Origin of the sequence: Aeromonas sp. QDB63 (assembly GCF_027707425.1) — a bacterium.
Lineage (GTDB): Bacteria > Pseudomonadota > Gammaproteobacteria > Enterobacterales > Aeromonadaceae > Aeromonas > Aeromonas caviae.
Genome location: NZ_JAPCIS010000005.1, coordinates 199,112 through 222,027 on the forward strand (window position 1 = coordinate 199,112; position 22,916 = coordinate 222,027).

The following is a 22,916-nucleotide window of genomic DNA, read 5'->3' on the forward strand; positions in this document are numbered from 1 at the left end:
AACTGGATTATTAAATCACACTCGGGGGCGTAGGATAGCCCCATTCCCACAGTGAAGGAGAATTCCCATGAAGATTGCCCTCATCGGTGCCAGCGGTTTTGTCGGTTCAGCCATCCTCCAGGAGGCCGTCAGCCGCGGTCATCAGGTCACCGCCATCGTGCGTGACGTGAGCAAGGTCGCCGCTCACCCGCAAGTCACCGCCGTGGCGGTGGACGCCCAGGACAGCCAGGCACTGGCCAGGGTGCTCAAGGGGCACGATCGGGTGATCAGTGCCTACAACCCGGGCTGGAGTGCCCCGGACATCTACGATCAGTACCTCAAGGGGGCCAGCGCCATCGTGGCCGCCGCCGTCGCGGCCAACAGCTGGCTGCTGGTGGTCGGCGGTGCCGGCAGTCTGGAAATCGCCCCGGGCGTGCAGCTGGTGGACACCCCGGAGTTCCCGGCAGAGTGGAAGCAAGGGGCCCTCGCGGCCCGGGATGGTCTCACCGCCCTTCGCCGGGAAACCACCCTCGACTGGCGTTTCGTCTCCCCACCGGTGTTCCTCGAACCCGGCGAGAAGCGCGGCGGTTACCGCCTTGGCACGGATCAGGTGCTGTTCAGCGGCGAGCAGCCCGCCGGGATCACGGTCGGCGATCTGGCGGACGGGGTGCTGAACGAGGCGCAAGCACCGGCTCACCTGCGCCAGCGTTTCACCCTGGGTTATTGAGGAAAGGCGCGCCAGCAACCCTTCCCATGACAGTCACACGGAGGGAGGCGGATGCCTCCCTCCGTCTTTTCTCTCCCGCGTCTATCCCGTCACGCCAATGTCGCTCTCGCCCGGTACGGCAGATCGCCGCCGGAGCCGCCCGATGCTCGTTCCATTCGCTCAAGTCCGAATTCTATTTCGAATTTTGTATATAACTAAGAATATTTTGTTGCTTCCACCTTATAACCTCGAACAGTAGCATCACCCTCAACCCAAACGGCGCCACTCAAGAAGAGTGCGCCCCGGTTTCGCAACACCCCGCACGCCGGGGTACGCAGACCCCGTTCACGGAAAGTGAGGAGATGCCCATGACCACCCCATCATTGCCGATCATCGATCTCGCCGCCCTCAAAGGCACCCCGGCTGCACGCAGCCAGATGCTGGCGCAGCTCGGCCAGGCCGCCCGCGAAGTGGGCTTTTTCTATCTGGTGGGCCATGATCTGAGCGAATCGGCGCGCCAGGAGACCCTGGCGCTCGCCGCCCGCTTCTTCGCCCTGCCACTTGAAGAAAAACTGGCGGTGCAGATGGTTCACTCCCCGCACTTTCGCGGCTACAACCAGGTGGGGGCAGAGCTCACCCGGGCACGGCCGGATCTGCGGGAGCAGTTCGATATCATGAATGAGGCCCAGGCCCTGCCTGTGGCGCATATTCGTGAACCCTGGCAGCGCCTCATCGGCCCCAATCAGTGGCCCGCCGCCCTGCCCGAGATGAAAACACGTCTGCTGGCATGGCAGGATCGACTGAGCGACATCACCCTCACCCTGCTGGACGCTTTCGCAGAGGTGCTGGGGCAGCCCGCCGGCGTATTTGACGAGAGCATTCGCGGTGCCCCCTACCAGCACATGAAGCTCATTCACTACCCCGGACAACCCGAAGGCAGCAGTGGTCAGGGGGTAGGTGCCCACAAGGATCCCGGCTACCTGACCCTGGTGATGCAGGACGATCACTCCGGGCTCGAGGTGGAGACGGCGGATGGCTGGATCCCCGCGCCCCCCTTGCCGGGCGCCCTGGTGGTCAACATCGGCGAGCTGCTGGAGCTCGCGTCCGACGGCTACCTCAAGGCCACCCTGCACCGGGTGGTGAGCCCACCTCCCGGGGTATCGCGCCTCTCCTGCGCCTTCTTCATGGCGGCAAGGCTGGATGCGACTGTGCCACTGCTTAGCCTCTCCCCCGAGCTGGCGGCGCTGGCCGAAGGGCCCCAGAGCGATCCCGCCAACCCGCTCTTTTATCAGGTGGGGGAAAACGTGCTCAAGGGGAGGCTGCGCTCCCACCCGGATGTGGCGGCCCGCCACTATGCAGGCGAGCCGCAGCGCGAGCCAGCGCTAGTCTGACAACCCGCCACTCGACATTAAAAAAGGGGCGCGATGGCGCCCCGGATAACACAAGCAGTCGGGCAACAGCCTGGCAATGACGGAGTACAAAAATGAAATTCAAGACCATGAGCGTGCACAGCGGCCAGCGGATCGATCCCCAGACCGGCGCCCTCACCACCCCGCTCTACCAGAGCAGCACCTTCAGCTACTTCAACGCCCAGGCGGGCAAGGAGCGCTTCGCAGGTCAAGCCCCCGGCTTCATTTACAGCCGCTTTGGCAACCCCACCACCGCCGAGCTGGAGCAGAAGCTGGCAGCCCTCGAAGGTGCAGATGAGGCACTGGTGGTGGCAAGCGGCATGGCGGCGGTGAGTGCCATCATGTATGCCCTGGCCGACAGCGGTGATGAAGTGGCCTATATCGGCCCCCTCTACGGCGGCACCGATGCCTTCCTCAAGCAGACCTTCAGCCGCGCCGGCATCAAGATCACCGCCTACGAGAGCGATCAGGCGCTGCTGGCCAACATCCGCCCCGCCACCAAGGTGGTACTCTTTGAAACCCTGACCAATCCCACCCTCAAGGTGGTGGATCCGCGGGTGGTGGTGGAGGCGGCCCGCAAGGTAGGTGCCATCACGGTGTGTGACAACACCTTCCTCACCCCCTATCTGCTGCGCCCGCTCGAGCTTGGCATCGACATCGTCATGCACAGCGGCACCAAGTATCTGGGCGGTCACGGCGACATCATCGCCGGGGTGGTGGCGGGTCGTCATGAGCTGATGAAGTCGATTCGCACCGTGGCCCTCAAGCACATCGGCTCTCCCATCGGCCCGCAGGAGGCCTACCTGCTGCAACGGGGGGTCAAGACCCTTCCCCTGCGCATGGATGCCCACCTGCACAACGCCCAGAAGGTGGCCGAGTTCCTGGATGCCCACCCGGCGGTGAAGAAGGTGATCTACCCGGGCCTTGTCAGCCATCCGGGCCACGATGCCCTCGGCGCCTTCGCCAGCGGCTTTGGCGGCATGGTGAGCATCGAGCTGGAAGGCGGGTTTGAGCGCTGCGCCACCCTGCTCGACAACCTGCAACTCTTCGTGCAGGCGGTGAGCCTCGGCGATCTCGAGAGCCTGGCCTGCCATCCGGCCAGCACCACCCACGCCGCCATGGACGAGGCGAGCCGCCTCGCCGCCGGAGTCAATGACGATCTCATCCGCTTCAGCATCGGGGTGGAAGACGCCGACGATCTGATTGCCGATCTGGCCGCTGCCCTGGCCCTCCTCTGATATCCAGTAGCGATCCGGGGGAGTGACGCAATAAAAAAAGGGAAGGCAATGCCTTCCCTTTCTCTTTTCTGCCCGTCGCCCTCATCAGGCGTCGTGGTAATCCTGGCAGGCGCTCAGGGTGTTCTCCATCAGGCTGGCGACCGTCATGGGGCCCACGCCCCCCGGTACCGGCGTGATGAAGGCGGCGTGATTGCGCGCGGTTTCATACTCCACATCTCCCACCAGGGAGCCGTCCGCAAGGCGGTTGATGCCCACGTCGATCACCAGGGCACCGGGTTTGACCCACTCCCCCGGAATGAAGTTGGGCTTGCCCACCGCCACGACCAGCAAGTCGGCCCGGCGCACCTGGGTCTCCAGATCCTGGGTGAAGCGGTGACAGGTGGTGGTGGTGCAACCGGCCAGCAGCAGCTCCAGCGTCATGGGGCGCCCCACGATGTTGGAAGCCCCGACCACCACCGCATGCAGACCATGGGTCTTGACGCCTGTGGTCTCGATCAGGGTCATGATCCCCTTGGGGGTGCAGGGTCGCAGCGCCGGGATCCGCTGGGCCAGACGACCCACGTTGTAGGGATGGAAGCCATCAACGTCCTTGTCGGGACGAATGCGCTCCAGCACCTGGGTGGTATCGCAGTGGGCCGGCAAGGGCAACTGCACCAGGATGCCGTCTACTTCCGGATCCTCGTTGAGCTGGTCGATCAGGGACAGCAGCTCCGCTTGTGTCGCCGTGGCGCTGAGGTCATAGGAGCGGGAGACAAATCCCACCTCTTCACAAGCGCGACGTTTGCTGCCCACATAGACTTGGGAGGCCGGATCCAGCCCCACCAGGATCACCGCCAGACCCGGTGCCCGTTTCCCCTGCGCCAACCGCTGTTGGACTTGCGCGGCGACCTGATTGCGAATCGTTTGCGCAACCTGTTTTCCATCAATGATTTTGGCAGACATCGTTCTTCACTCACCATGTGTTCAACTGCGGCGCATTGTCGCATTTTTTTGGCGCGGGTGTTAGCGGCTCTCGCAGGGAGGGCAATAAGTAGGCACTTGAATTTACTGGTGGAAAAAGTCGTTGACGCTGACTTTGGCGCTTGGGTATGATGCCCGCCCGTTGCCCAGTGGTGCCGCCGAAGGTATGCTGGATGGCGAATTTTCGGTGATTAGCGCAGCCCGGTAGCGCATCTGGTTTGGGACCAGAGGGTCAAAGGTTCGAATCCTTTATCACCGACCAGGTTCATCGGGAAATCCCCGGATTTCTTGATACAACGCGCCCTTAGCTCAGTCGGATAGAGCAACGGCCTTCTAAGCCGTGGGTCGCAGGTTCGAATCCTGCAGGGCGCGCCATTTAAAATGTGTTTTAAATCATTGAGTTATTAATGAAGAGTGTGACTTATCGTCCATTCGGCAGATTATCTCAGGATGACCTTGGCCAGGCCTTGGCAGACACAAAATGGCGATGATTTCAGTGGTGGTTGTAGCTCAGTTGGTAGAGTCCCGGATTGTGATTCCGGTTGTCGTGGGTTCGAGCCCCATCAGCCACCCCATTATTTCTCTGTTGTTGCTATCTGTTGCGTAAGAAAGGCTTTAATATGGCCAGCAACTCATCTGCAAGGCAGACTTCGCGCTATTTATGCGCGGCGATAAACCGGCCCCGCGCCGGTTTTTTTGTTTTAGCGAACAAAATAACGCCTATGGAGGCGGCCTATGTCTCTTCGTAATCCAGCTCGCAAGCAGCCCGCTCGCCAGCCCTCCCCCACGACGGGTAACCCCGCCCTCGATCTCTTCCACCGCAACTGGCAAGCGCTCGAAAAGCTACAGGCAAAAATCGACAAGCAAACCCTCAACGGCCGCGATATCTATCAGCGCTTCACCAGCGACATCGAACCCCTTGAGCGTCAACAATGCGAGCTCATCTTTGCCCTCACCAAGCGACTGACCGACTTTACGGCTCGCAAGAGCTTTACCCAGTGGCAACGGGAGACCTTGCACCACTGGATCCACGATCTCATCAACTATCTCGAGTCCAATCCGTTTCGTGGCGAGATGGATTTGGCCCCCCTCTATCACCAAATCCAAACCAATACCGCCCTGCACATGGATGACGAACAGCTCGACTATCAGTGTGATGAACTTACCCATATGCTGATGGAAACTTGTGGTCACTGCCCCGAAGACATCGACACCTTGCGCGATATGGTCAAAAACCCCGCTCTGTTGCACGAGTACCTGATAAACGCGGCGAAGCAGAAAATGGCCAACGGGAGTGACACCGCTGGTGAGGAAGAGGATGCCCTCTTCGACGATGATGAGTTGTTTGCCGATGAGTCCCCCTTCGGCGCTGAGCAGCAAGATGCTTTTGCCCACACGCGCACCCGTCGTGAGCAAGAGGAAGAGATGCGCATCGAACAGCTGTTCAGCAAATCCAGCCTCAAGCAGCTCTATCGCAAGCTCGCCCTGGCGCTGCACCCGGATCGGGAACCCGACCCCGCCATGCAGGCGGAAAAGACCCGCATCATGGGCCAACTCAGTCAGGCTTGGGAAAACAAAGAGATGTTCACCCTGTTACAGCTGGCCCACGCTCACCTACCCGAGTTCGATAACCTGCTCAGTGACGAGAACCTCGCTTACCTCAACCCGATGCTGAAACGCCAGCTACGCGAGCTCGAAGTCAGCTACTACGGCGGGCAAGACGGGCTAATGGGCGCGGTGCTGCACAAATTCAAGCAATCATCCAAGAAAAAGACCGAGCAGGCCTTTGCCGAACATCGGGACTATTTGCTGCGTGATATCGACCACCTGACTGCCCAGCTGGCCGAGATCACCACCCTGCAGACCCTCAAACCCTATCTGGCGGCCCGCTGGGATCAGCAGCAAATAAGGTGGCGTGAGGAAGAGGACGATATGGAATGGCTGTTTCGGTAACGGCCAGCGCTGACCGACCATCTCCCCAAACAATCAAGGCGCCACTGGCGCCTTGATTGCTTTCACGCTGCTGGTTTTTACACTGCTTGTTTTTACACTGATCGTGCTATCGGATAGCCAGCCTTAAATCAGGGTCACCTGACGCGCTTTGGCATCAGGCGCCAGCGCCTGTTCCTCATCGTGGATAGTTGTGAAGGGCTCAGGGGAAATGGCGGCTGCCGATGCGATTTTGCGCTGCTGATATTGGGCCAGACGCAAGTCCAGCAGCTCTTGCACCATGCGATGCAGAGGATCGATATCCTCCTCACTCACCGCGAAGCGTGGGCAGAAGCGATCCTCCCTTACCTCGAACCAGTACTCCCCCTTGGCGCCTGGATTGCCGCCACTGCTGAACTTGATCGGATTGCTCTTCCAGTAACTGAGCCAAGCCGGGCTGTCGGCGCTCAGGGCTTGCTGCTTGACCGGTAGATCGAGGCGGGCCAGCTCGGGATGCCGCTCAAACAGGTAACGGGAGTGGCTGGCCAGCGCCGCCAAGGTGGGTGGCTCACGCAGGCCGTCGAGTTCGAGCAGCGCCAATAGCAGGATCAACTTGAAACTCTTGGTGAGCGCGGTGTGCTCCACCCCCGAACGCAGAAAGTCGCCGTGCCGGTTCAGCACGCGCAGCTCCTCCTCCCCCAGATCGCCCGCTTGGGCGAGCAGCTCAAACCAGCCCCCCTGTTTTTGGGTATCGAAACGCAGTTGCTCACCCAGCCGGACTGCCCAGGTTTGCCGCGCGGTGGGGCGATAGCCGAGGTGCTCTTTGAGGGTCTGATAGGTCTCAATCAGAGTCGGTTTCTGCTGCTTTTTTAACAGCGCCAGCAGCGGAAGCAGCTTGGGATCCAGATTGATAAAACAACCTGCCGCCAGCGGCATCGCCCTGTTTGCGTGCGTTGGTGGGCGGGTCAATTGCGTTTGCAGCAGCTGGGGCTTGTAGAGACACGCCTTGTGATTGCCCACCAGATCGATCACCACCAGGCGTTCTTTGCCTTGATAGAGGCGCAAGCCCCGCCCCAACTGTTGCAGGAACACGATGCGCGACTCGGTGGGGCGCAGCATCAGCACGGTATCGATGGCGGGCAAGTCGGTGCCTTCGTTGAACAAATCTACCGAGAAGATGATATCAAGCTCGGCGGCGGCCAGTTGCTCCAGGGCGGCTTGTCGCCCCTGGCGGGAGCCCGCATAGACGGCTATCGCCCGCACACCGGCTTGCTGGAAGACGCTGGCCATAAAATCGGCATGACGGGTCGAGATGCAGAAGGCCAGCGTGCGCTGCTGGCGTAAACGTCGCCACTGGCTAAGGGCGTGCTGAGCCCGCTTCTGACTGGCGAAGGCACTCTCCAGCGCATGGGGGTCAAACTGACCGTTGCGCCAAGGCAGCGCGGCATAGTCGACGGTGTCATCCAAAATGCCGTGATAGGTGAGCGGCACCAGCATCTTCTGCTCGATGGCGAGGGCCAGCCCCCGTTCAAAGACGAGATTGTTGTCGCACAGCGCCAGAATATCGGCCTGATCGGTGCGGTCAGGGGTCGCGGTCAGCCCGAGCAGGAAGCGGGGCTTGAAGTGGTTTAGCAAGCGCCGGTAGGAGGGTGAGGCGGCATGATGAAACTCATCGACCACCACGTAATCGAAGTGATCCGGTGCAAAGCGCAGCAGATGCTGACTCTTGCCCAGGGTCTGGATGGAGGCAAACAGCCAGTCGGCCTCATCCTGCTGCTGACCATGATAGAGGCCCGAATTTGCCCGCGGCACCATGTGCAAGAAGGTCTGGCGCGCTTGGGTCAGGATCTCCTCCCGATGGGCAACAAACAGCAGGCGGGCCGCCTGCATCTGGCGCACATCAAAAGCCGCGAGCCAAGTCTTGCCAAGGCCGGTCGCCATGACCACCACACCCCGTTTATGCCCCTGTGCCCGCGCGGCTTGCAGCGCCATCAGCGCCTCTTGCTGCACGCTGTTGGGGATGGGGGCTTCACGCAGCTGCTCAGCGCTGCTGCGATGATCCCCAGTGAGCACCCGCAACTCCCGCAGCGCGCTCTGCCGATAGCGAGCGAGGTAGCCATCGATCCAGTCGTGGGTAAGGGGCACGACCCGCGCGTCTTGCGCCAGCCGATCGATTTGAGCCGCGAGCTGACGCAGGCTGTGATGCGGCTCGCTGGGGCCGCTCGGCTCAGCCCTGAGCGACCAGTTCCACTCCAGCGACTCGGTGAGGGCGGCGGCAGAGATATTGCTGGAGCCGAGAAACGCCTGGCCACCGAGCACCGCTGGCGACCCTTCCTGGCCAACTTGCTCGCCTAGATACTGGGCTGCGTGCTGGACAAACAGATAGGACTTGAGGTGAAAGCCGCGATTGCCCTGACTCTGGTAGATCAGCGCGCAAGAGCGAGCGGGATCAAATTTAAGCAACTCGCGCAGCGCCACCGGCTGAGTCACCTCCAGATAGTCCGAGGTGATCACCCGAAGCCGTGCTCCTCGCGCCAACGCCTCGTGCAGGGCACCGCGCAACAGCACCAGCCCGCTTTGGCGAATAAAGGAGACACACAACTCGATGCGGCTACCCTCGCCACAACGGGCGATGGCGTCCAGCAGATGTGGCAACAGGGGATCGTTGAACTCCGGATCCCCCGCCTCTCCCCCGCTGATGAGCACGGGTGCACTCATGACCCGACCTTGCGCACGATGGCGTTAAGCCAACGCTCCTGCTCGCGGCCGGGGCGTCGATCCGCCGTCAGCCAAGTCTCGACCTCGCTCAGCGGCAACGGCGTGATCAGGGCGTGCAGCCCCGCCTCATCCAACTGGGTGAAGGCTCGGCCATCGCGCTCGGTCTCGTCTACCCCATATTTGAACGAGCAATAGAGCAGACCACCGTCGGCGAGTTGCTGGCACAGATGGGCCATTACGGCATCCAATTCGGCGCGGGGAACATGCAGCAGACTGGCACAGGCCCAGATGGCATCGACCGGCACGGGAGCCACAAACTGCTCGAAACGGCACAGTTGCACCGGCTGACCAAGCAGGCGCTCGGCACGCAGGGCCAGCTCCGCGCTGGCATCGAAGGCTGTGACCCGAAAACCTTGCTGATGGAAATACAGGCTGTCCCGCCCAGAGCCGCAGCCCGCATCGACGATATGAGCGCCGGCGGCGAGCAGAGGCAAGAAGCGCTGGTAAAGCGGTTGCATATCGACCGACAGCGTGCCTTCGACGAAGCTATCGGCGTGTTGGTTGTAGTAATCGATAGACATAGTAAGCAGGCACCTAGCAGAAAACGCCAAGATTAACAGAGAGATAGGGGTAAAAAAATCGAGTCAGCGCCATTTCAGACAATCCGCAGTACGGGAAGACCAACTGGCACCTTGATTATCTTCCCACTGATTGCAGCGACCAGAGTGATCTGCTCTTGGACAAGTAGAATCTTCACTACGAATTTACACTTGGATGGCTTGAGGCCGGTTCGCGCCCCAATAAACCGGCGATAAGCATCGTACGTTCTACGGGCTCTTTGTTGGAGTCAGCAACGAGCTGTGTGAAACTAGGGAAAGTGCGAACAAGTATCCCACGAACAAAAAATGAAAATTTTAGTCATTTAATATCAATGGGTTACCAGTAAATGCTCTCGTGCCATATGACTTATTCGCACCTTCCCTAAGGCATTGAATTCGGTTCTCACCCCTGTCAGGAATTGTTGCTGCGTTTGCTTCATCTCAACAAAGCCATGGCGAGCCTCACTGGCAGCCTGTTCGAACCGCTCCGCTCCCTGCAGCAGGCCATCTTGCAATCTGGCCAGCATTTCGGCTTGTTGCTTGAGTTGATCAGTAAGTGCAGCATTTTGGCTACCGGCTTGCTCAATTTGTTGTGTCACTTGTTCCAAGCGCTGCCCCAGTAGATCGGCGGCAGAACGGACATTGGTGGAGAGCAGGCCTAGCTGATTGGCACTGCTGTCCATATGCTTGCTGCTCTCTAAATCCCAGGGTAGCAACAAAGGCCTTTAGAGGCCGATTGCCGCGGCGGATAATGGTGAAATCGACCTGCATCTGTTTACCGGGGGCCGTTTCAAAACGGACGATGGTGCCAGAGGCGTCATGGCGCAGAGGCGATAACCAGGCCTTGAGCTGGGAGAGCCCGCCAGTGTAACCATGCTCTCGCAGTTCCCTGAGCAGAACCGTCGCCGGGATCCAGTGTGGCTTCGCTACCTGGATACGCGCTTGCAGATAGGGTTTAAAAGGATCGAGCTTGGTTGGTCGGGCTGCTCGGTTGGGATAGATTGGCAGGCCCGGGTTGCGCAGATACTTGCGAACCGTGTTACGGGACACCCGCAATTGCTGGGCGATAGCCCGGATGCTCATGCCCTGACGGGCCAACACTCTGATTTCCACTGATAACTCCTGGGTCAACATGGGCGTGGCTCAAAAGCCACGATCTTGGCCCAGGTGGGTCAACTTTACTCCGGCGTTAGTGGGTCATTTTTACATCGGCGGTGACAGCCACGACTGCATGCCCCAATTCAACCAACATGCTCTTGAGGTCAAAACGATGATTAAACCGGAAGCAGTATTCCGCAAGATGCCTTGGTAAATGCTTCGCTCCGAGCGTATGGCAACTGCCCCGCAGCGAGTTTTTCACATTTCCTATCATCGTGTTTACCCAGTTGAATGCCGGATGATCCAGCCAGTCCAGGTTGCCCCCGGTGACAACACCCAGGTGCTCACAATTGGCCTCCTTGACCGCTTTGAAACAGGCCAATCCATCGGATATCACCGCGCTACCACTGGCAATATGCCGTTTTGCCCAATCAGCAACGGACTTGGTTTTGAAACCATCGACCACCGTCATCCGCATCTTGATTGGATGTCCTTCCTTGTTCAGGGCCACTGCTGCCACAAACGGCGTCTTGCCTGCCGCGCCCCGACCCCGTTTGCCACCACGGCGCTCGCCACCCCAGTAGACATCATCGAGCTGAATGATGCCGCTGATGGGCTGCTTGTCATCGGACTCTTTCATGGCTTGCAGCAGCTTGTGCTTGAGCATCCAGGCGGTGTCATATTTGACGCCCAACTGGCGCTTTAGCTCCATTGCTGACAAGCCTGTTTTGGTTTGTGACAACAGGTGCATTGCCAGAAACCACTTGGTCAGTGGGAGCTTGGTGTTTGCGAAAATCGTGTTTCCAGTCAATGACATCTGGTGACGGCAGTGATTGCATTGCCACACACGTGGCCGCCTTCTCAGGCGACAACAGGTCTTGTTGGCACATTCAGGGCAGACAAAGCCGTTAGGAAAACGCCAAGTGAACAGCGCGTTTTCGCACTGAGCCTCAGTGCCATAGTCCTTGAGAAACTCAAACAGGCTGTAGCCTTTCTGGAATTGGATTTTGCTTTTGGCCATGATCTCGCACCTCGATAACTGTACGTAAGATCAGTATAGTTCGTGGTAACTGACTGCTAATCATGGGTAATCAGGTAAAATTTACCCATAAGCTGACATAAAGTGGCATCGACCTCTGCGCCTTCCCCTACGATGTTGTAATTTTACCACACCACCAACCTATTCAGCTTTCACACCAAGCATTCAGCTGCTTGGCGACTTCATACAGGCTGCTTGGGCATTGCAGAATGGGATTCTCAGCGATGAATTGCAGGAATTTGCCACGCAATGGCAATGGGTTTATAACCATGAGCGGCCTAATATGGCGCTGGGTGGCTACACGCCAAAGCAGCACCTGGCGCGGGCCGCCTGACCTCTACTTTTGAATGCCCCTGAATATGGGGGATTACCGGCAATTTTAGAAAAGGGCCGAGTCAAAAATCGACCTAGCAATCAAAGAGGAAGGTGCTACCCACTTATTCGCACCTTCCCTAGGAAAGTCAACATGATGGGACGACTGTTTCGCTCTTGAACTTTCTAACATTTGAAATCAGAGGGGGAGCCCGCATGCTGACCATCCCCTGAGGGTCTTGAGCAAGCGCTCGTTGTCCCGCTGGTGCAGGCCGATGGAGGGCTCATCCAGCACATACATGACCCCCACCAGACCGGCACCTATCTGGCTCGCCAAGCGGATGCGCTGGGCTTCGCCGCCGGAGAGGGTCTCGGCGCTGCGGGACAGGCTCAGATAGTTGAGGCCCACGTTGACCAGAAAACCGAGCCGCTCGACGATCTCTTTGAGGATCTTGTCCGCTATCTGGGCACGCTGGCCGGTGAGCGCCAGCCCCTCGAAGAAGGCCAGCGCATCGCCGATGGATTGTTCGGCGATGGCGGAGAGGTTGCGGTTATCGACGAATACGTGACGCGCCTCCTCCCGCAAACGGCTGCCGCCGCAACTGGTGCAGGACTTGTTGGCGATGTATTTGGAGAGCTCTTCGCGTACCGAGTTGGATTCGGTTTCCCGGTAGCGGCGCTCCATGTTGTGCAAGATCCCCTCGAAGGGGTGCTTGCGCACCACCACATCACCACGGTCGTTCATGTAGCGGAACTCGATCTCGGTTTTGCCCGAGCCCCGCAGCAATACTTCCTGCACCTTGGCGGGCAGATCCCCCCAAGGGAGCTCCAGATCGAACTGATAGTGCTCGGCGAGGGATTTCAGCATCTGGAAGTAATAGAAGCTGCGCTTGTCCCAGCCACGGATGGCGCCCCCTGCCAGGCTCTGGCTCGGATCGTGGATCAGCTTGGCGGGATCGAAGTACTGCTGCACACCCAGGCCGTCGCAGGTGGGGCAGGCACCGGCTGGGTTGTTGAAGGAGAAGATCCGCGGTTCGAGCTCCGACATGGAGTAACCGCACTCGGGGCAGGCGAAATTCGCCGAGAAGGTCATGGGTTCAACCCCCTCCTCCCCGTCCATGGGCACCACCAGCACGATGCCGCCGGAGAGGGTCAAGGCCGTCTCGAAGGACTCGGCGAGGCGCAGGGCCAGATCCTCGCGCACCTTGAAACGGTCGACCACCACTTCGATGGTGTGCTTCTTGTGCAGCTCCAGGCTGGGGGGATCCGAGAGGTCACACACCTCGCCATCGATGCGGGCACGGATATAACCCTGAGCCGCCAGGTTCTCCAGCAGCTTGCTGTGCTCCCCCTTGCGATCGCGCACCACGGGCGCCAGCAGCATCAGCTTGCTGCCTTCTGGCTGAGCCAACACCTGATCCACCATCTGGCTGATGGTCTGGGCGGCGAGCGGTATGGCATGGGTGGGGCAGCGAGGCTCACCCACCCGGGCAAACAGCAGGCGCAGATAGTCATAAATTTCGGTGATGGTGCCGACGGTCGAACGCGGGTTATGAGACGTAGACTTCTGTTCGATGGAGATGGCCGGCGACAAGCCCTCGATATGATCCACATCCGGCTTCTCCATCAGGGAGAGGAACTGGCGGGCATAGGCGGAGAGGGACTCCACATAACGGCGCTGGCCTTCGGCATAGAGGGTATCGAACGCCAAAGAAGACTTGCCGGAGCCAGAGAGGCCGGTGACCACGATCAGCTTGTCGCGGGGAAGAGTCAGATTGATGTTCTTGAGGTTGTGGGTGCGGGCACCCCGGATCACGATTTTTTCCATCTTGTTGCGCGCTCGATACGGTAACCAGAGCGGGCCAGTATGGCATAGAGACTACTGGATGAATAGACAGTCCAGACGGGAAATCATGGAGATGAGGGGCACTCGAATGTCTGGTCGATCTCGCTCAGCAACAAGGCCCCCTGCCACAGCTGCAACCGTATTCTTGCCTGATAGGGACAAGCCAGTCCCAGACTCAGTCGTCCCACGCCATGGGGCCGGTTGGCGACCAGTTCGGCCCCCCCGCTCTGGCGCTGATGACTGCGCCCCCCCGCCCCCTGGCTCCAGAGATCCAGGGCAAAGGTAACGGCCCCCGACTGGTCGCTTTGCAGGGTAGGGGCCAGGGAGAGGCCGGTCGGCCCCTGTTGGACATTGAGGCTTATCTTGGGGATCACCTTGGCCTCCTTGGCCGGTTCTGACTCGCCCGCCCATCCCGAGGGAGACAAGCTGAGCCATAGGAGCAGCATCACTAGCCGCCGGTGCAGGGGAGTGGTCTGATGGCATGGACCAGCCAGCCAGTCCCGGGTTCGCACCAATAAAAAAGGGGCCCGCAGGCCCCCGAATGTGCAAATCATCAGTTGCCGCCCTGATAAACATAGGCGTGGTTGTTGCTGCCATAGACATCGACCTGAGCCGTGTTGAAGCTCGCAGTCTGTACCACATCGACCAGGTTGCCACCGCCATTCATACCGGCGTTGACATAGACGTCGGCCACATGGTTGTTGCCGGTCTGGCTGACGGTCAGATCGTTGTCGCTACCCAGGTAGGACTCGACAGAGGCGTTGTTCAGGTCGCCGGTCTGGGTCACGGTCACGGTAGAGCCGGAGTGGGACGCATCGGCATAGGCCCAGTTGTCGTTGCCGGTCTGGGCCACGGTCAGCTCGTTGTCTGAACCCCAGGTCCAGGCGCCTTTGCCTTGCACATCACGCGCGGCCGCCACCTGGTTGCGATCCCCTTGCTGGTCGATGGCGATCTGGTTGTTGCTGCCCGCTTCCTGCACCGCGTTGGCGTAGTTGTCATCACCGCTCTGATCTATGGTCACCACGCCAGCGGTGCTGCTCGCCAGCTGCTTGACCACGGCCTGGTTGCCGTCACCCATCTGATCGACACTGGCCTGGTTGCCCGACCCTCTCTGCTCGGTATCGGCCAGGTTACCGTCACCCACCTGGGTGATGGAGCTCTGCTCACCGACACCGCCCTGATAGGCAGTGGCCAAGTTGTCATCGCCCAGCTGATCGATGGTCAATGCATCGTCACGGCCAGTCTGGCTGGTTTCGATCTCATTACGGTTGCCAACCTGGGTCAGGGTGGCGCTCTCGTTGGTACCAGCCTGATTGGCGGTCAGGGTGTTGCCCTCACCGGCCGCAGAGCCAGACTGCGCCGTCTTCACATAGCCATCGACACCGCTCTGGGTGACATAAGCCTTGTTATCGAGATCGCGCTGGTCGACCAGGGCCTCGTTGCCGCTACCCGATTGAGTCACCTTTGCCAGAGTCCCCTCCGGATAGGCGTAACCATAATTATTGGTGGCCTGAGTGACGGTGGCTTTGTTCAACTGACCGGATTGGGCCACCTGAGCTTCGGCACCATCGGCAATCTGCTGGGAAACGCTGGCTTCGTGACTGTTGCCAAGCTGGCTGACGTTGGCGATGGCTTTATCGGACCAATAGTTGTTGATGCTGGCATCGTTGTTGTTGCCAACCTGACTCACGGTGGAGCTGGCACCATCACCGTTATCCTGCATCACGTCGGCACTGTTGTGGTTGCCGACCTGGGCCACGGAGGCGTGGGAGCCTTCGTTGAACACCTGCTGGGTCACGGTCGCGACGTTGAAGTTGCCTGTGCTTGCCACCTGGGCGACGGATCCTGCGGTGCTGGACTCCTGGGTCACCAGGGCATCGTTGCCTGCCCCGACCTGAGCCACACTGGCTTCGGACTGGCTGGTGTTTTTCTGGATGGTCTTCGCTTCGTTGTCGGCACCAATCTGGCTGATACTCGCCTGATTGTGGTTGCTGCTATCGATCTGCTCGACGGTGGCCAAGTTGTTGTTGCCGGTCTGGGCGACGGTCGCCTGGTTGTTGGCGGAAGCCGCCCAGACGCTGGAAGTAGCCAGTAATACGGCAGAGGCGATGATGGTACGTTTGAACATGATTTCCCTCTCGTGCTTTGGTGTGAGCCTGGGCTCAGTTGGTTTGAACTACTCTCACTTGCTGGTTGGCGCCCGTCTGAATGACGGTGGCCGATAGGCCGGAGCCGTTTTGCTCTATGCTGGCCAAGTTGCCATCACCGAGCTGAACGGCCCGTGCCCTGTTGTCATATCCGCTCTGGCTGATCCAGGCCTGGTTGTCCATCCCCTGTTGCCACAGCCAGATCTGGTTGCCGATACCGGCCTGGTAGAGCTCGGCGCTGTTGCCAACTCCGAGCTGGACCGCATCTACCCAGTTGTTGTCGCCGACTTGATCCAGTCGCAGTTGCTGCTGCTGGCCCTGTTGCATCAGGCGGATCTGGTTGTCATTGCCTGACTGGCTGAGCTGCAATTCGTTATCCGAGCCAAGCTGCCAGAGGTGGGCCTGGTTGCCCTCCCCCCGCTGAACCAGCTCAAGCTCGTTGCCCTGACCCAGTTCACTCAGGGAAGCCAGGTCCTGCGCCAATGCGGGCAGGCCTAGCAGACTCATGATCAGCAGGACGGGATTCAGGTATTTCATCTGTGATTACCTTTTTGAAGTGCGGGTCCAGTATCCCCAGCCCCCCGGGCCAGGGCCATCAGGCACACAGCTGATTCGAGGCTGATTCGGATCCAGGGTTTGTCTGGTAGAAAAGGCTGAGGTCAAGCTGAGCCATGCCTCTTTTTTGCAGGTGTCGCGCCAAGGGATGGAGGGGGGATAGACCATGAAAACAGGCCCATGATGGGCCTGTGGAGAGGAGCTGAAAGGGGCAAGCGATAGATAGAAACTAGCGACGCTGCCTCGACTAGAGGATGGGGGCGCTGTCTTGCAGATAACCCTGCAGTATGGGGTTTTCCATGTCCCGCGCATCGGCCAGCTGCCAGAGGTTGTCTCGCACCCCGTTGGCAATGAGCCGGATCACCGCCGATTCGATGGCAGACATGACGCACATCTGTACCGGTTCGTTGGTGCTAAAGCCCGCCTCGGCCTCCAGCAAGCGCTTGTACTCGACGAAACGGAACACTCCGGCCTGCACCTGCTGGGACAAGATGGTCTTGGAGGTGGTGACGCTGTTGAGAATCCGGCCGGAGCGGATATCGACGGCCCTCAGATTGACGGTCACCTGATCGACCCGGTATTCGCCACTCGCCCCTATGCCGAAGTACTTGGCCCCGGCACCGCCGGTACGCACATTGCTGTCATAGGCCACTATGCCCCCTTCGATCAGGATATTGGCCGCCACCAGAGAGGGTAATTGATGCTGATTATTGCCGGGCACATTGGGTTTGTTTTGCGTGGCCCGCACTATCTTGCGCTCGGTCAGCAGGTTCTGCAGCCCTTCCCGCTCCAGAGGCACGAACCACTGGGAGTCCCATAGCGCCGTGCTCAGCATGGCGACCCCACCCTGGGTCACTGCGGTGGAGAAGTTGGAGGCTGGGGCTGGCAGATACTGACCGGTCTGATCGCGAAAATCATAGACGGCGGCCACTATCTTGCCCTTGGGTTTGGGCAGGCTGATCAACTCTTTGTAGGAGATGGATCTCGGCATCAGGGTCGCCTTCTCATCCGCCTCGGGAGAGCCTATATGGGTAGCACACCCCCCCAGAGCAAACAGAATGGCGAGCAAAGGCAGGGCGGTAAATAACGGTGTCCTTGTCATAACGTCCTCAGTCGGCGATCAGGCCATTCACTTCTATCATGGTGGTTTCATTCGTCGATCTGTCGGTAATGGAAACGGCAAGAGTGCCATCCTCATCCACCACATTGATCGCAAACTCGTCGGTGACCAGGCTACCGCTTTGACTGCCATCCTTGCCGATGTCGGCCAGCAGTTGGCTCACCAGCCGCGATTGCAGACTGGAGGTGAGTCTGTCCAGAGCCGAGGTGCCGCTGCTGCTGCCAGTGGAGGGATCCTTGTAGTCGTTCTGGGCGTTAGCCGTGCCCAGCAGATGACTGCTGTTGAGCGGGTTACCGCCAAAGCTGGGGTTAGTAGGCCGATAGATAAGCTCGGAGGCAGAAGCGGTCATGCTGACCGTCAGTGCCAGAAGCAGGAGGCGTGAGCACATATGCTATATCCTTATAGTTCATCGTGTTCCAGATCGAAGGTATCCATGAACAGGATGGCGACCTTCTGCTGTTGTAAAATTTCGTTCACTTGGACCCAGGCCTGCTGCGCTGCAGCTTCTCCCTGACTGCGCACCGGGGAGAGGGCCGTCCTAAACAGCACCTTGCGATTGTGGGTGATCCAGATCAGGCTGCCCCAGCGCGCAGTCGGCCGCTCATGTATGGTGATGTTCTCCCGCGCATTCGGATCCTCGTCCTCTCGCAATCGGCTGAAGTGATGATAAAAAACCTGACCGAAACGGGTGAAGGTACGGTCTATCACCAGACCCCCAATCTCTATCCTGTCGCTCTCCTGCTCGGGTTGCAGCGATTCCAGAGGCGTGTTGGCATCCCCTTCATTGGCAGCTAGGGCACCAGAGATCAACCAGAGACAGAGCAGCCAAGTTCGCATCAGTAGGAGCTCGTCATATCGAGGTAATCTTTAGCCCAGCTCACGGCTTGCAACCGATTCTTGACGTTCAACTTCTTGAAGACGTTATAAAGGTGGGACTTGATGGTGTGCTCGCTGACAAACAGGGTGTCAGCTATCTCGGTATTGGAGGCTCCCGTCATCAAATAGCGAATGATCTCGCGCTCTCGGACCGTCAGCAGATTCTGGCTGCGTTGGGCTGGCTCCATGCCCTGTCGGTAATAATGGACCAGCTCGCACATCAGATGACGCGGGATCCAAAACTCCCCCAGCATCACCTTCTTGATACCGGCTACCAAGTGATCCAAGGGATCCTGACGAAAGAAGAGACCGCTGGTATTGGGCCACAGCAGCAGCAGATCGCGATTCGTGCTGGTCGGCGCATTGAGTAATATCGTGCTGGCCGATTCGAAGGCGGCTATATCCCGGCTCCAGCCAAACTGCTGGCTCGACTTGAGATAGTCCAGATCGATCAGGAACAGGTTGCAATTCTCGATAGCCAATAGTTGATCGGGATGGCTAATCAGGCGTATTGGTTCACCGAGTTGGGCCATCAGGTAGGTGGTGAAGGTCGTCGCCTGAACATTGCCTTCGGTCACGAGTACCAATGGAATCTCTGTCGTCATGGAGCTCTTCCTTGAACTGTGTGCCTATCGGCTTGAATAGTTTTTATTCGCCAATAATGGTCGCAAGAGAGTATCAAACACCGGTTTTTATACAGCATTAAAAAAGCATTAGACGTCATTAAAACTCGATGGAAAATTTTTTTTGTAGAAAATACAATGATCTATGATCCACCCCATTTAGGGGGGGGCAGCAATGAGACATCGATATGCCAACTGTCATTATACCTTTAGCCCCAGGGTGAGAGCGTGAACATTTTGTTAAAATTCACCCAATTTTTTCAGGCCCGCATTGAGTACCGTTTCCAGATATTCGCTGCTCATTCCTGCTATTTTTTGCTTCCGTCTTACGCTCGCCTTACGTGAAGTCTCGGCCCTGAGCATGTTCAGCCCCATGTGCCGGATGCACGCTAAAATCTCTGCCGCATCACCCCGATAGATTGGGCAATCATCCTCGCCCATCGTGACATCCAGTACCAAGTACCCAGTACAGGCTATTTTCGATGGCCCAGTGCCCACGCACCGCCCGAGAAAACTCATCCCGCTCCAGCGTTTTTGAACAGATGAAGTAGTGATGTTCAAGGGTGGCTTTTTTCATGTTTTCAATGCGATAAGAGATGGCCACGCCAATGCTGTGCAACTGTTCCCAATGAGGAAACTGGGCGGCCAACTCGCCCGCCGCCACCCATCCCCGAGCTATGCCGCGAGCATGGCATCAGCAGCGCCACCTTCTACAAGTGGCGCGCCAAGTTCGGCGGCATGGACGCCTCCCTCATGGCTCGTCTCAAGGACCTCCAGGAGGAAAATCGCCGCCTCAAGAAGATGTATGCCGAGGAGCGCCTCAAAGCCGACATCCTCCAGGAGGCCATGGCAATAAAGTGGTGACGCCATCTACCCGCCGGGAGATGGCCACCCAGGCGGTCGCTCACTGCGCCCTCTCCATCCGGCTCGCCTGTCGGGTGTTCGGGGTCAGCGAAGGCTGCTATCGCTACCAACCGGTACTGGCCGAAGAGAACCAGCTCATCGCCGACTGGCTGCTGCGCATCACAGCCAGCCAGCGCAACTGGGGCTTCGGGCTCTGCTTCCTCTATTTGCGCAACGTCAAAGGGTTTGGCTGGAACCACAAGCGGGTGTACCGGATTTATCGGAAACTGGAGCTCAACCTGCGGATAAAACCCAGGAAACGGCTGGTGCGTGCAAAACCGGCGGCGTTGGCGGTTCCTGCAAAACCCAATACCTGCTGGTCGATGGACTTCATGCATGACCAGCTGTCCGATGGACGCTCGGTGCGGTTGTTCAATGTGATAGATGATTTCAACCGGGAAGCGTTATGTATCGAAGTCGATTTTTCGCTTCCCGCCTCGCGGGTCAAACGGGCGTTGGAGCAGGTGATAGCGTGGCGTGGCAAACCGGCGGCCATCCGCTGTGATAACGGTCCGGAATACATCAGCGAGGAGCTCAAACGCTGGGGAAGGTGCGAACAAGTCCTTGATGTGAGATCATCGCCACATCATTTTGGCATCAGGGACGAAGCTCAACGTGACTCATCAATTGACATTTGCCGACAGCGAGTTCCACAGCAAACGCCGTCAAACTCGAAAAGAAGCGTTCTTTGCCCGTATGGAGGCGTTGCGGCCCTGGTCAAGAATGCTGGCCGTGATTGAGCCCGTTTATCCCAAGTCCGGCAATGGTCGTCGCCCCTATCCGCTGGAGACCATGTTGCGTATCCACTGCATCCAGCAGTGGTACAACCTCAGTGACGGAGCGATGGAGGACGCGCTCTACGAGATTGCCTCCATGCGCCTCTTTGCCAAGCTTTCCCTCGACCAAGCTATCCCTGACCGTACCACCATCATGAACTTCCGCCATCGGCTGGAGCAGCACCAACTGGCTCGCCAGCTCTTCGAGTCCATCAATCAGTGGCTCTCTGACGCCGGCATCATGATGACTCAGGGGACCTTGGTTGATGCCACTATCATCGAGGCCCCCAGTTCGACCAAAAACAAGCGCCAGCAGCGCGACCCCGAGATGCACCAAACCAAGAAGGGCAACCAGTGGCACTTTGGCATGAAGGCCCATATCGGCGTCGATGCCAAAAGCGGCCTGACCCATAGCCTGGCAACCACCGCGGCCAATGAGCACGACCTCAATCAAGCCGGCAATCTGCTGCACGGGAAGGAGGAATTTGTGTTTGGTGATGCCGGTTACCAAGGGGCACCCAAGCGTGAGGAGTTGGCTGGGGTAAAGGTCGAATGGGCCATTACCGAACGCCCAGGCAAGGTCAAAGCGCTCAAACAACGTCCGCGCAAGAACAAGGCCGTTATCCAGTTTGAAAGACTCAAGGCCAGCATCCGAGCCAAGGTTGAACACCCATTCCGGCTCATCAAGCGTCAGTTTGGCTTCGTCAAAGCGCGGTACAAGGGGCTGATGAAGAACGACAATCAATTGGCGATGCTGTTTACGCTGGCGAACCTGTTCCGAGTGGATCGGGAATTCAGATAATAAGTGCGACACTCATGGATGAATGGCGAGAGGTGGCCAACTGCTGATTGGTGGTACCCTTCTGCTCGCCAAAGTATAAGCAGTATCACCATGAGCTATCAGCAGTTGACCGAGGGGCAACGATACCAGTTATCGGTGCTTCGCGCACAGGGGATGTCCATCCTTGCCACCGCACGCGCCATTGGCGTTCATCGCTCCACCCTCTACCGGGAGCTGCGTCGTAACGCCGGGCCGCAGGGCTACCAGCCAGACAATGCGCATCAGCACGCCACCCACCGACGGGCCAGTGCGGCCAAATCTCGGCTATCTGCCGATGTCATCCAGTTTGTCGAGCTGACACTCGCCTGGTGGTGGAGCCCGGAGCAGATAAGCACGGTGGGCAAGCAGATAGGCCTCATGGTGAGTCACGAGTGGATATACCGCCATGTGGCCGCCGACAAAGCCCGGGGTGGCCAGTTGTACCGCCATCTGCGCCAGGGCCACAAGCGCTACCGCAAGGGGGCGAGCAGCCTGCGTTCTCCCATCAAGGAAGCCCGCTCTATTGATGAACGGCCGGCTATCGTCGATAGCCGGGAGCGGCTCGGTGATTGGGAGGCGGACACGGTGCTGGGCAAGCAAGGCACAGGTGCACTGGTCACCCTGGTGGAGCGCAAGAGCCGGCTCTATCTGGTCAAGCGGGTCGCGAGCAAACAGGCTGGGGTGGTGCGGGATGCGATAATCGAGATGTTAACGCCCTACATCGAGCAGGTGCATACTATCACCTTTGACAACGGCGGCGAGTTTGCCGAACACAAGGCGATAGAGGAAGCGCTGGGTGCCGAGACTTACTTTGCGCACCCTTACTCTTCGTGGGAGCGCGGTCTGAACGAGAACAGCAATGGGCTGTTGAGGCAGTTTATCCCAAAGGGAACAGACCTGAGAGAGGTCACGGACGAGGATGTCAGGAGAGCGGAGCAGTGGCTCAACCTACGACCTCGGAAATGTCTCGGATTCAGGCAGCCTGTCAAGGTATTCGAAGAGTACCGTCAGGCGGCATAGGCGAGTGTCGCACTTCGAAGTTGAATTCGCGGATCAATTGATAAGGGCACAGGAAAGATCTACCTAAAATCGGGGAATACCCCCAGAAAGGGGGTGAAAATGGTTATAAAGCCTGATTTTTGAAGAAAATGGGGCAATTTTAGAAAAGGGCCGAGTCAAAAATCGACCTAGGGAAAGTGCGAACAAGTATCCCACGAACAAAAAATGAAAATTTTAGTCATTTAATATCAATGGGTTACCAGT

The 22,916-nt window shown here is 58.6% G+C and carries 18 protein-coding genes, 3 tRNA genes and 4 pseudogenes; 10 read left to right on the top strand and 15 right to left on the bottom strand.

Translation table 11 applies throughout. The annotated features are described in order from the left end of the window. Positions 1-67: 67 nt before the first annotated feature. From PG879_RS05865 to PG879_RS05875, 3 genes are all read left to right on the top strand, one after another. Positions 68-706, top strand: coding sequence for an NAD(P)-dependent oxidoreductase (locus PG879_RS05865; protein WP_041211536.1), 639 nt, complete (start codon positions 68-70; stop codon positions 704-706). A gap of 347 nt (positions 707-1,053) precedes the next feature. Continuing rightward, on the top strand, positions 1,054-2,076 hold the full coding sequence (locus PG879_RS05870) for an isopenicillin N synthase family dioxygenase (protein ID WP_103260261.1): 1,023 nt from the start codon (positions 1,054-1,056) through the stop codon (positions 2,074-2,076). 92 nt (positions 2,077-2,168) lie between these two features. Beyond that, positions 2,169-3,332, top strand: a complete 1,164-nt coding sequence (locus PG879_RS05875) for a trans-sulfuration enzyme family protein (protein ID WP_270829908.1) — start codon at positions 2,169-2,171, stop codon at positions 3,330-3,332. Positions 3,333-3,416: 84 nt separating this feature from the next. On the opposite strand, the gene folD is transcribed toward PG879_RS05875, so the two are convergent. After that, positions 3,417-4,274, bottom strand: coding sequence for a bifunctional methylenetetrahydrofolate dehydrogenase/methenyltetrahydrofolate cyclohydrolase FolD (folD, locus tag PG879_RS05880; protein ID WP_010674955.1), 858 nt, complete (start codon positions 4,272-4,274; stop codon positions 3,417-3,419). A gap of 203 nt (positions 4,275-4,477) precedes the next feature. Between folD and PG879_RS05885 the strand changes: the two genes are divergently transcribed. From PG879_RS05885 to PG879_RS05900, 4 genes are all read left to right on the top strand, one after another. Beyond that, positions 4,478-4,554: transfer RNA gene (locus PG879_RS05885), tRNA-Pro, on the top strand. A 36-nt stretch (positions 4,555-4,590) separates the two neighbouring features. Beyond that, a tRNA-Arg gene (locus PG879_RS05890) sits at positions 4,591-4,667 on the top strand. Positions 4,668-4,791: 124 nt separating this feature from the next. Then, a tRNA-His gene (locus PG879_RS05895) sits at positions 4,792-4,867 on the top strand. A 160-nt stretch (positions 4,868-5,027) separates the two neighbouring features. Next, the gene (locus PG879_RS05900; RefSeq protein WP_041211539.1) at positions 5,028-6,245 is read left to right on the top strand and encodes a J domain-containing protein; all 1,218 of its coding nucleotides are present in this window, start codon (positions 5,028-5,030) and stop codon (positions 6,243-6,245) included. Positions 6,246-6,368: 123 nt separating this feature from the next. Here the strand turns inward: PG879_RS05900 and PG879_RS05905 are convergent, their stop codons facing one another. The 14 genes and pseudogenes from PG879_RS05905 to PG879_RS05975 all read right to left on the bottom strand — a co-directional run. Next, the gene (locus tag PG879_RS05905) at positions 6,369-8,939 is read right to left on the bottom strand and encodes a DEAD/DEAH box helicase family protein (protein ID WP_041204617.1); all 2,571 of its coding nucleotides are present in this window, start codon (positions 8,937-8,939) and stop codon (positions 6,369-6,371) included. Then, positions 8,936-9,520, bottom strand: coding sequence for a class I SAM-dependent methyltransferase (locus PG879_RS05910; RefSeq protein WP_024941336.1), 585 nt, complete (start codon positions 9,518-9,520; stop codon positions 8,936-8,938). Before PG879_RS05910 ends, PG879_RS05905 begins: the two co-directional genes overlap by 4 nt. Positions 9,521-9,867: 347 nt before the next feature. Next, positions 9,868-10,221 (bottom strand): hypothetical protein, encoded by a 354-nt coding sequence (locus PG879_RS05915; protein WP_024941335.1) that lies wholly within the window; start codon positions 10,219-10,221, stop codon positions 9,868-9,870. A gap of 16 nt (positions 10,222-10,237) precedes the next feature. Beyond that, positions 10,238-10,672 (bottom strand): annotated as a pseudogene (locus tag PG879_RS05920) (helix-turn-helix domain-containing protein); the annotation flags it as partial. A 55-nt stretch (positions 10,673-10,727) separates the two neighbouring features. After that, entirely contained in the window at positions 10,728-11,657 is a 930-nt protein-coding gene (locus PG879_RS05925) for an IS1595 family transposase (protein ID WP_024941334.1), read from the bottom strand. A gap of 562 nt (positions 11,658-12,219) precedes the next feature. After that, positions 12,220-13,815, bottom strand: a pseudogene (gene uvrA, locus PG879_RS05935) (excinuclease ABC subunit UvrA); the annotation flags it as partial. Between the two features lie 83 nt (positions 13,816-13,898). Beyond that, positions 13,899-14,207: a curli-like amyloid fiber formation chaperone CsgH gene (gene csgH / locus PG879_RS05940; RefSeq protein ID WP_129146543.1), complete on the bottom strand. Its 309-nt coding sequence runs from the start codon at positions 14,205-14,207 to the stop codon at positions 13,899-13,901. Positions 14,208-14,386: 179 nt separating this feature from the next. Next, complete coding sequence (locus PG879_RS05945) at positions 14,387-15,961, bottom strand: curlin (protein WP_024941331.1); 1,575 nt, start codon at positions 15,959-15,961, stop codon at positions 14,387-14,389. 34 nt (positions 15,962-15,995) lie between these two features. Then, entirely contained in the window at positions 15,996-16,517 is a 522-nt protein-coding gene (locus PG879_RS05950) for a hypothetical protein (protein WP_005895593.1), read from the bottom strand. A gap of 265 nt (positions 16,518-16,782) precedes the next feature. Further along, positions 16,783-17,637 (bottom strand): CsgG/HfaB family protein, encoded by an 855-nt coding sequence (locus tag PG879_RS05955; RefSeq protein ID WP_041204616.1) that lies wholly within the window; start codon positions 17,635-17,637, stop codon positions 16,783-16,785. A gap of 7 nt (positions 17,638-17,644) precedes the next feature. After that, entirely contained in the window at positions 17,645-18,043 is a 399-nt protein-coding gene (locus tag PG879_RS05960) for a curli assembly protein CsgF (protein ID WP_024941329.1), read from the bottom strand. Positions 18,044-18,054: 11 nt separating this feature from the next. Then, positions 18,055-18,492 (bottom strand): curli production assembly/transport protein CsgE, encoded by a 438-nt coding sequence (locus PG879_RS05965; protein ID WP_024941328.1) that lies wholly within the window; start codon positions 18,490-18,492, stop codon positions 18,055-18,057. Continuing rightward, the gene (locus PG879_RS05970; RefSeq protein ID WP_024941327.1) at positions 18,492-19,136 is read right to left on the bottom strand and encodes a LuxR C-terminal-related transcriptional regulator; all 645 of its coding nucleotides are present in this window, start codon (positions 19,134-19,136) and stop codon (positions 18,492-18,494) included. The genes PG879_RS05965 and PG879_RS05970 overlap by 1 nt, the downstream gene beginning before the upstream one ends. A gap of 258 nt (positions 19,137-19,394) precedes the next feature. Beyond that, a pseudogene (locus tag PG879_RS05975) lies at positions 19,395-19,818 on the bottom strand (ISAs1 family transposase); the annotation flags it as partial. Here PG879_RS05975 and PG879_RS05980 point away from each other — a divergent pair. The 3 genes and pseudogenes from PG879_RS05980 to PG879_RS05990 form a co-directional block, all read left to right on the top strand. Continuing rightward, positions 19,818-20,620: pseudogene (locus PG879_RS05980) on the top strand (IS3 family transposase); the annotation flags it as partial. The pseudogenes PG879_RS05975 and PG879_RS05980 overlap by 1 nt on opposite strands. A 52-nt stretch (positions 20,621-20,672) precedes the next feature. Further along, entirely contained in the window at positions 20,673-21,635 is a 963-nt protein-coding gene (locus PG879_RS05985) for an IS5 family transposase (protein ID WP_270829911.1), read from the top strand. A 90-nt stretch (positions 21,636-21,725) separates the two neighbouring features. After that, the gene (locus tag PG879_RS05990) at positions 21,726-22,673 is read left to right on the top strand and encodes an IS30-like element ISAs2 family transposase (RefSeq protein WP_043171239.1); all 948 of its coding nucleotides are present in this window, start codon (positions 21,726-21,728) and stop codon (positions 22,671-22,673) included. Positions 22,674-22,916 lie beyond the last annotated feature (243 nt).

What these genes read in the sequence shown, in the direction of transcription:
- PG879_RS05865 (WP_041211536.1), top strand. Translation starts at nt 68, where the DNA reads ATGAAGATTGCCCTCATCGGTGCCAGCGGTTTTGTCGGTTCAGCCATC.
- PG879_RS05870 (WP_103260261.1), top strand. Translation starts at nt 1,054, where the DNA reads ATGACCACCCCATCATTGCCGATCATCGATCTCGCCGCCCTCAAAGGC.
- PG879_RS05875 (WP_270829908.1), top strand. Translation starts at nt 2,169, where the DNA reads ATGAAATTCAAGACCATGAGCGTGCACAGCGGCCAGCGGATCGATCCC.
- folD (WP_010674955.1), bottom strand. Translation starts at nt 4,274, where the DNA reads ATGTCTGCCAAAATCATTGATGGAAAACAGGTTGCGCAAACGATTCGC.
- PG879_RS05900 (WP_041211539.1), top strand. Translation starts at nt 5,028, where the DNA reads ATGTCTCTTCGTAATCCAGCTCGCAAGCAGCCCGCTCGCCAGCCCTCC.
- PG879_RS05905 (WP_041204617.1), bottom strand. Translation starts at nt 8,939, where the DNA reads ATGAGTGCACCCGTGCTCATCAGCGGGGGAGAGGCGGGGGATCCGGAG.
- PG879_RS05910 (WP_024941336.1), bottom strand. Translation starts at nt 9,520, where the DNA reads ATGTCTATCGATTACTACAACCAACACGCCGATAGCTTCGTCGAAGGC.
- PG879_RS05915 (WP_024941335.1), bottom strand. Translation starts at nt 10,221, where the DNA reads ATGGACAGCAGTGCCAATCAGCTAGGCCTGCTCTCCACCAATGTCCGT.
- PG879_RS05925 (WP_024941334.1), bottom strand. Translation starts at nt 11,657, where the DNA reads ATGGCCAAAAGCAAAATCCAATTCCAGAAAGGCTACAGCCTGTTTGAG.
- PG879_RS05945 (WP_024941331.1), bottom strand. Translation starts at nt 15,961, where the DNA reads ATGTTCAAACGTACCATCATCGCCTCTGCCGTATTACTGGCTACTTCC.
- PG879_RS05950 (WP_005895593.1), bottom strand. Translation starts at nt 16,517, where the DNA reads ATGAAATACCTGAATCCCGTCCTGCTGATCATGAGTCTGCTAGGCCTG.
- PG879_RS05955 (WP_041204616.1), bottom strand. Translation starts at nt 17,637, where the DNA reads ATGACAAGGACACCGTTATTTACCGCCCTGCCTTTGCTCGCCATTCTG.
- PG879_RS05960 (WP_024941329.1), bottom strand. Translation starts at nt 18,043, where the DNA reads ATGTGCTCACGCCTCCTGCTTCTGGCACTGACGGTCAGCATGACCGCT.
- PG879_RS05965 (WP_024941328.1), bottom strand. Translation starts at nt 18,492, where the DNA reads ATGCGAACTTGGCTGCTCTGTCTCTGGTTGATCTCTGGTGCCCTAGCT.
- PG879_RS05970 (WP_024941327.1), bottom strand. Translation starts at nt 19,136, where the DNA reads ATGACGACAGAGATTCCATTGGTACTCGTGACCGAAGGCAATGTTCAG.
- PG879_RS05990 (WP_043171239.1), top strand. Translation starts at nt 21,726, where the DNA reads ATGAGCTATCAGCAGTTGACCGAGGGGCAACGATACCAGTTATCGGTG.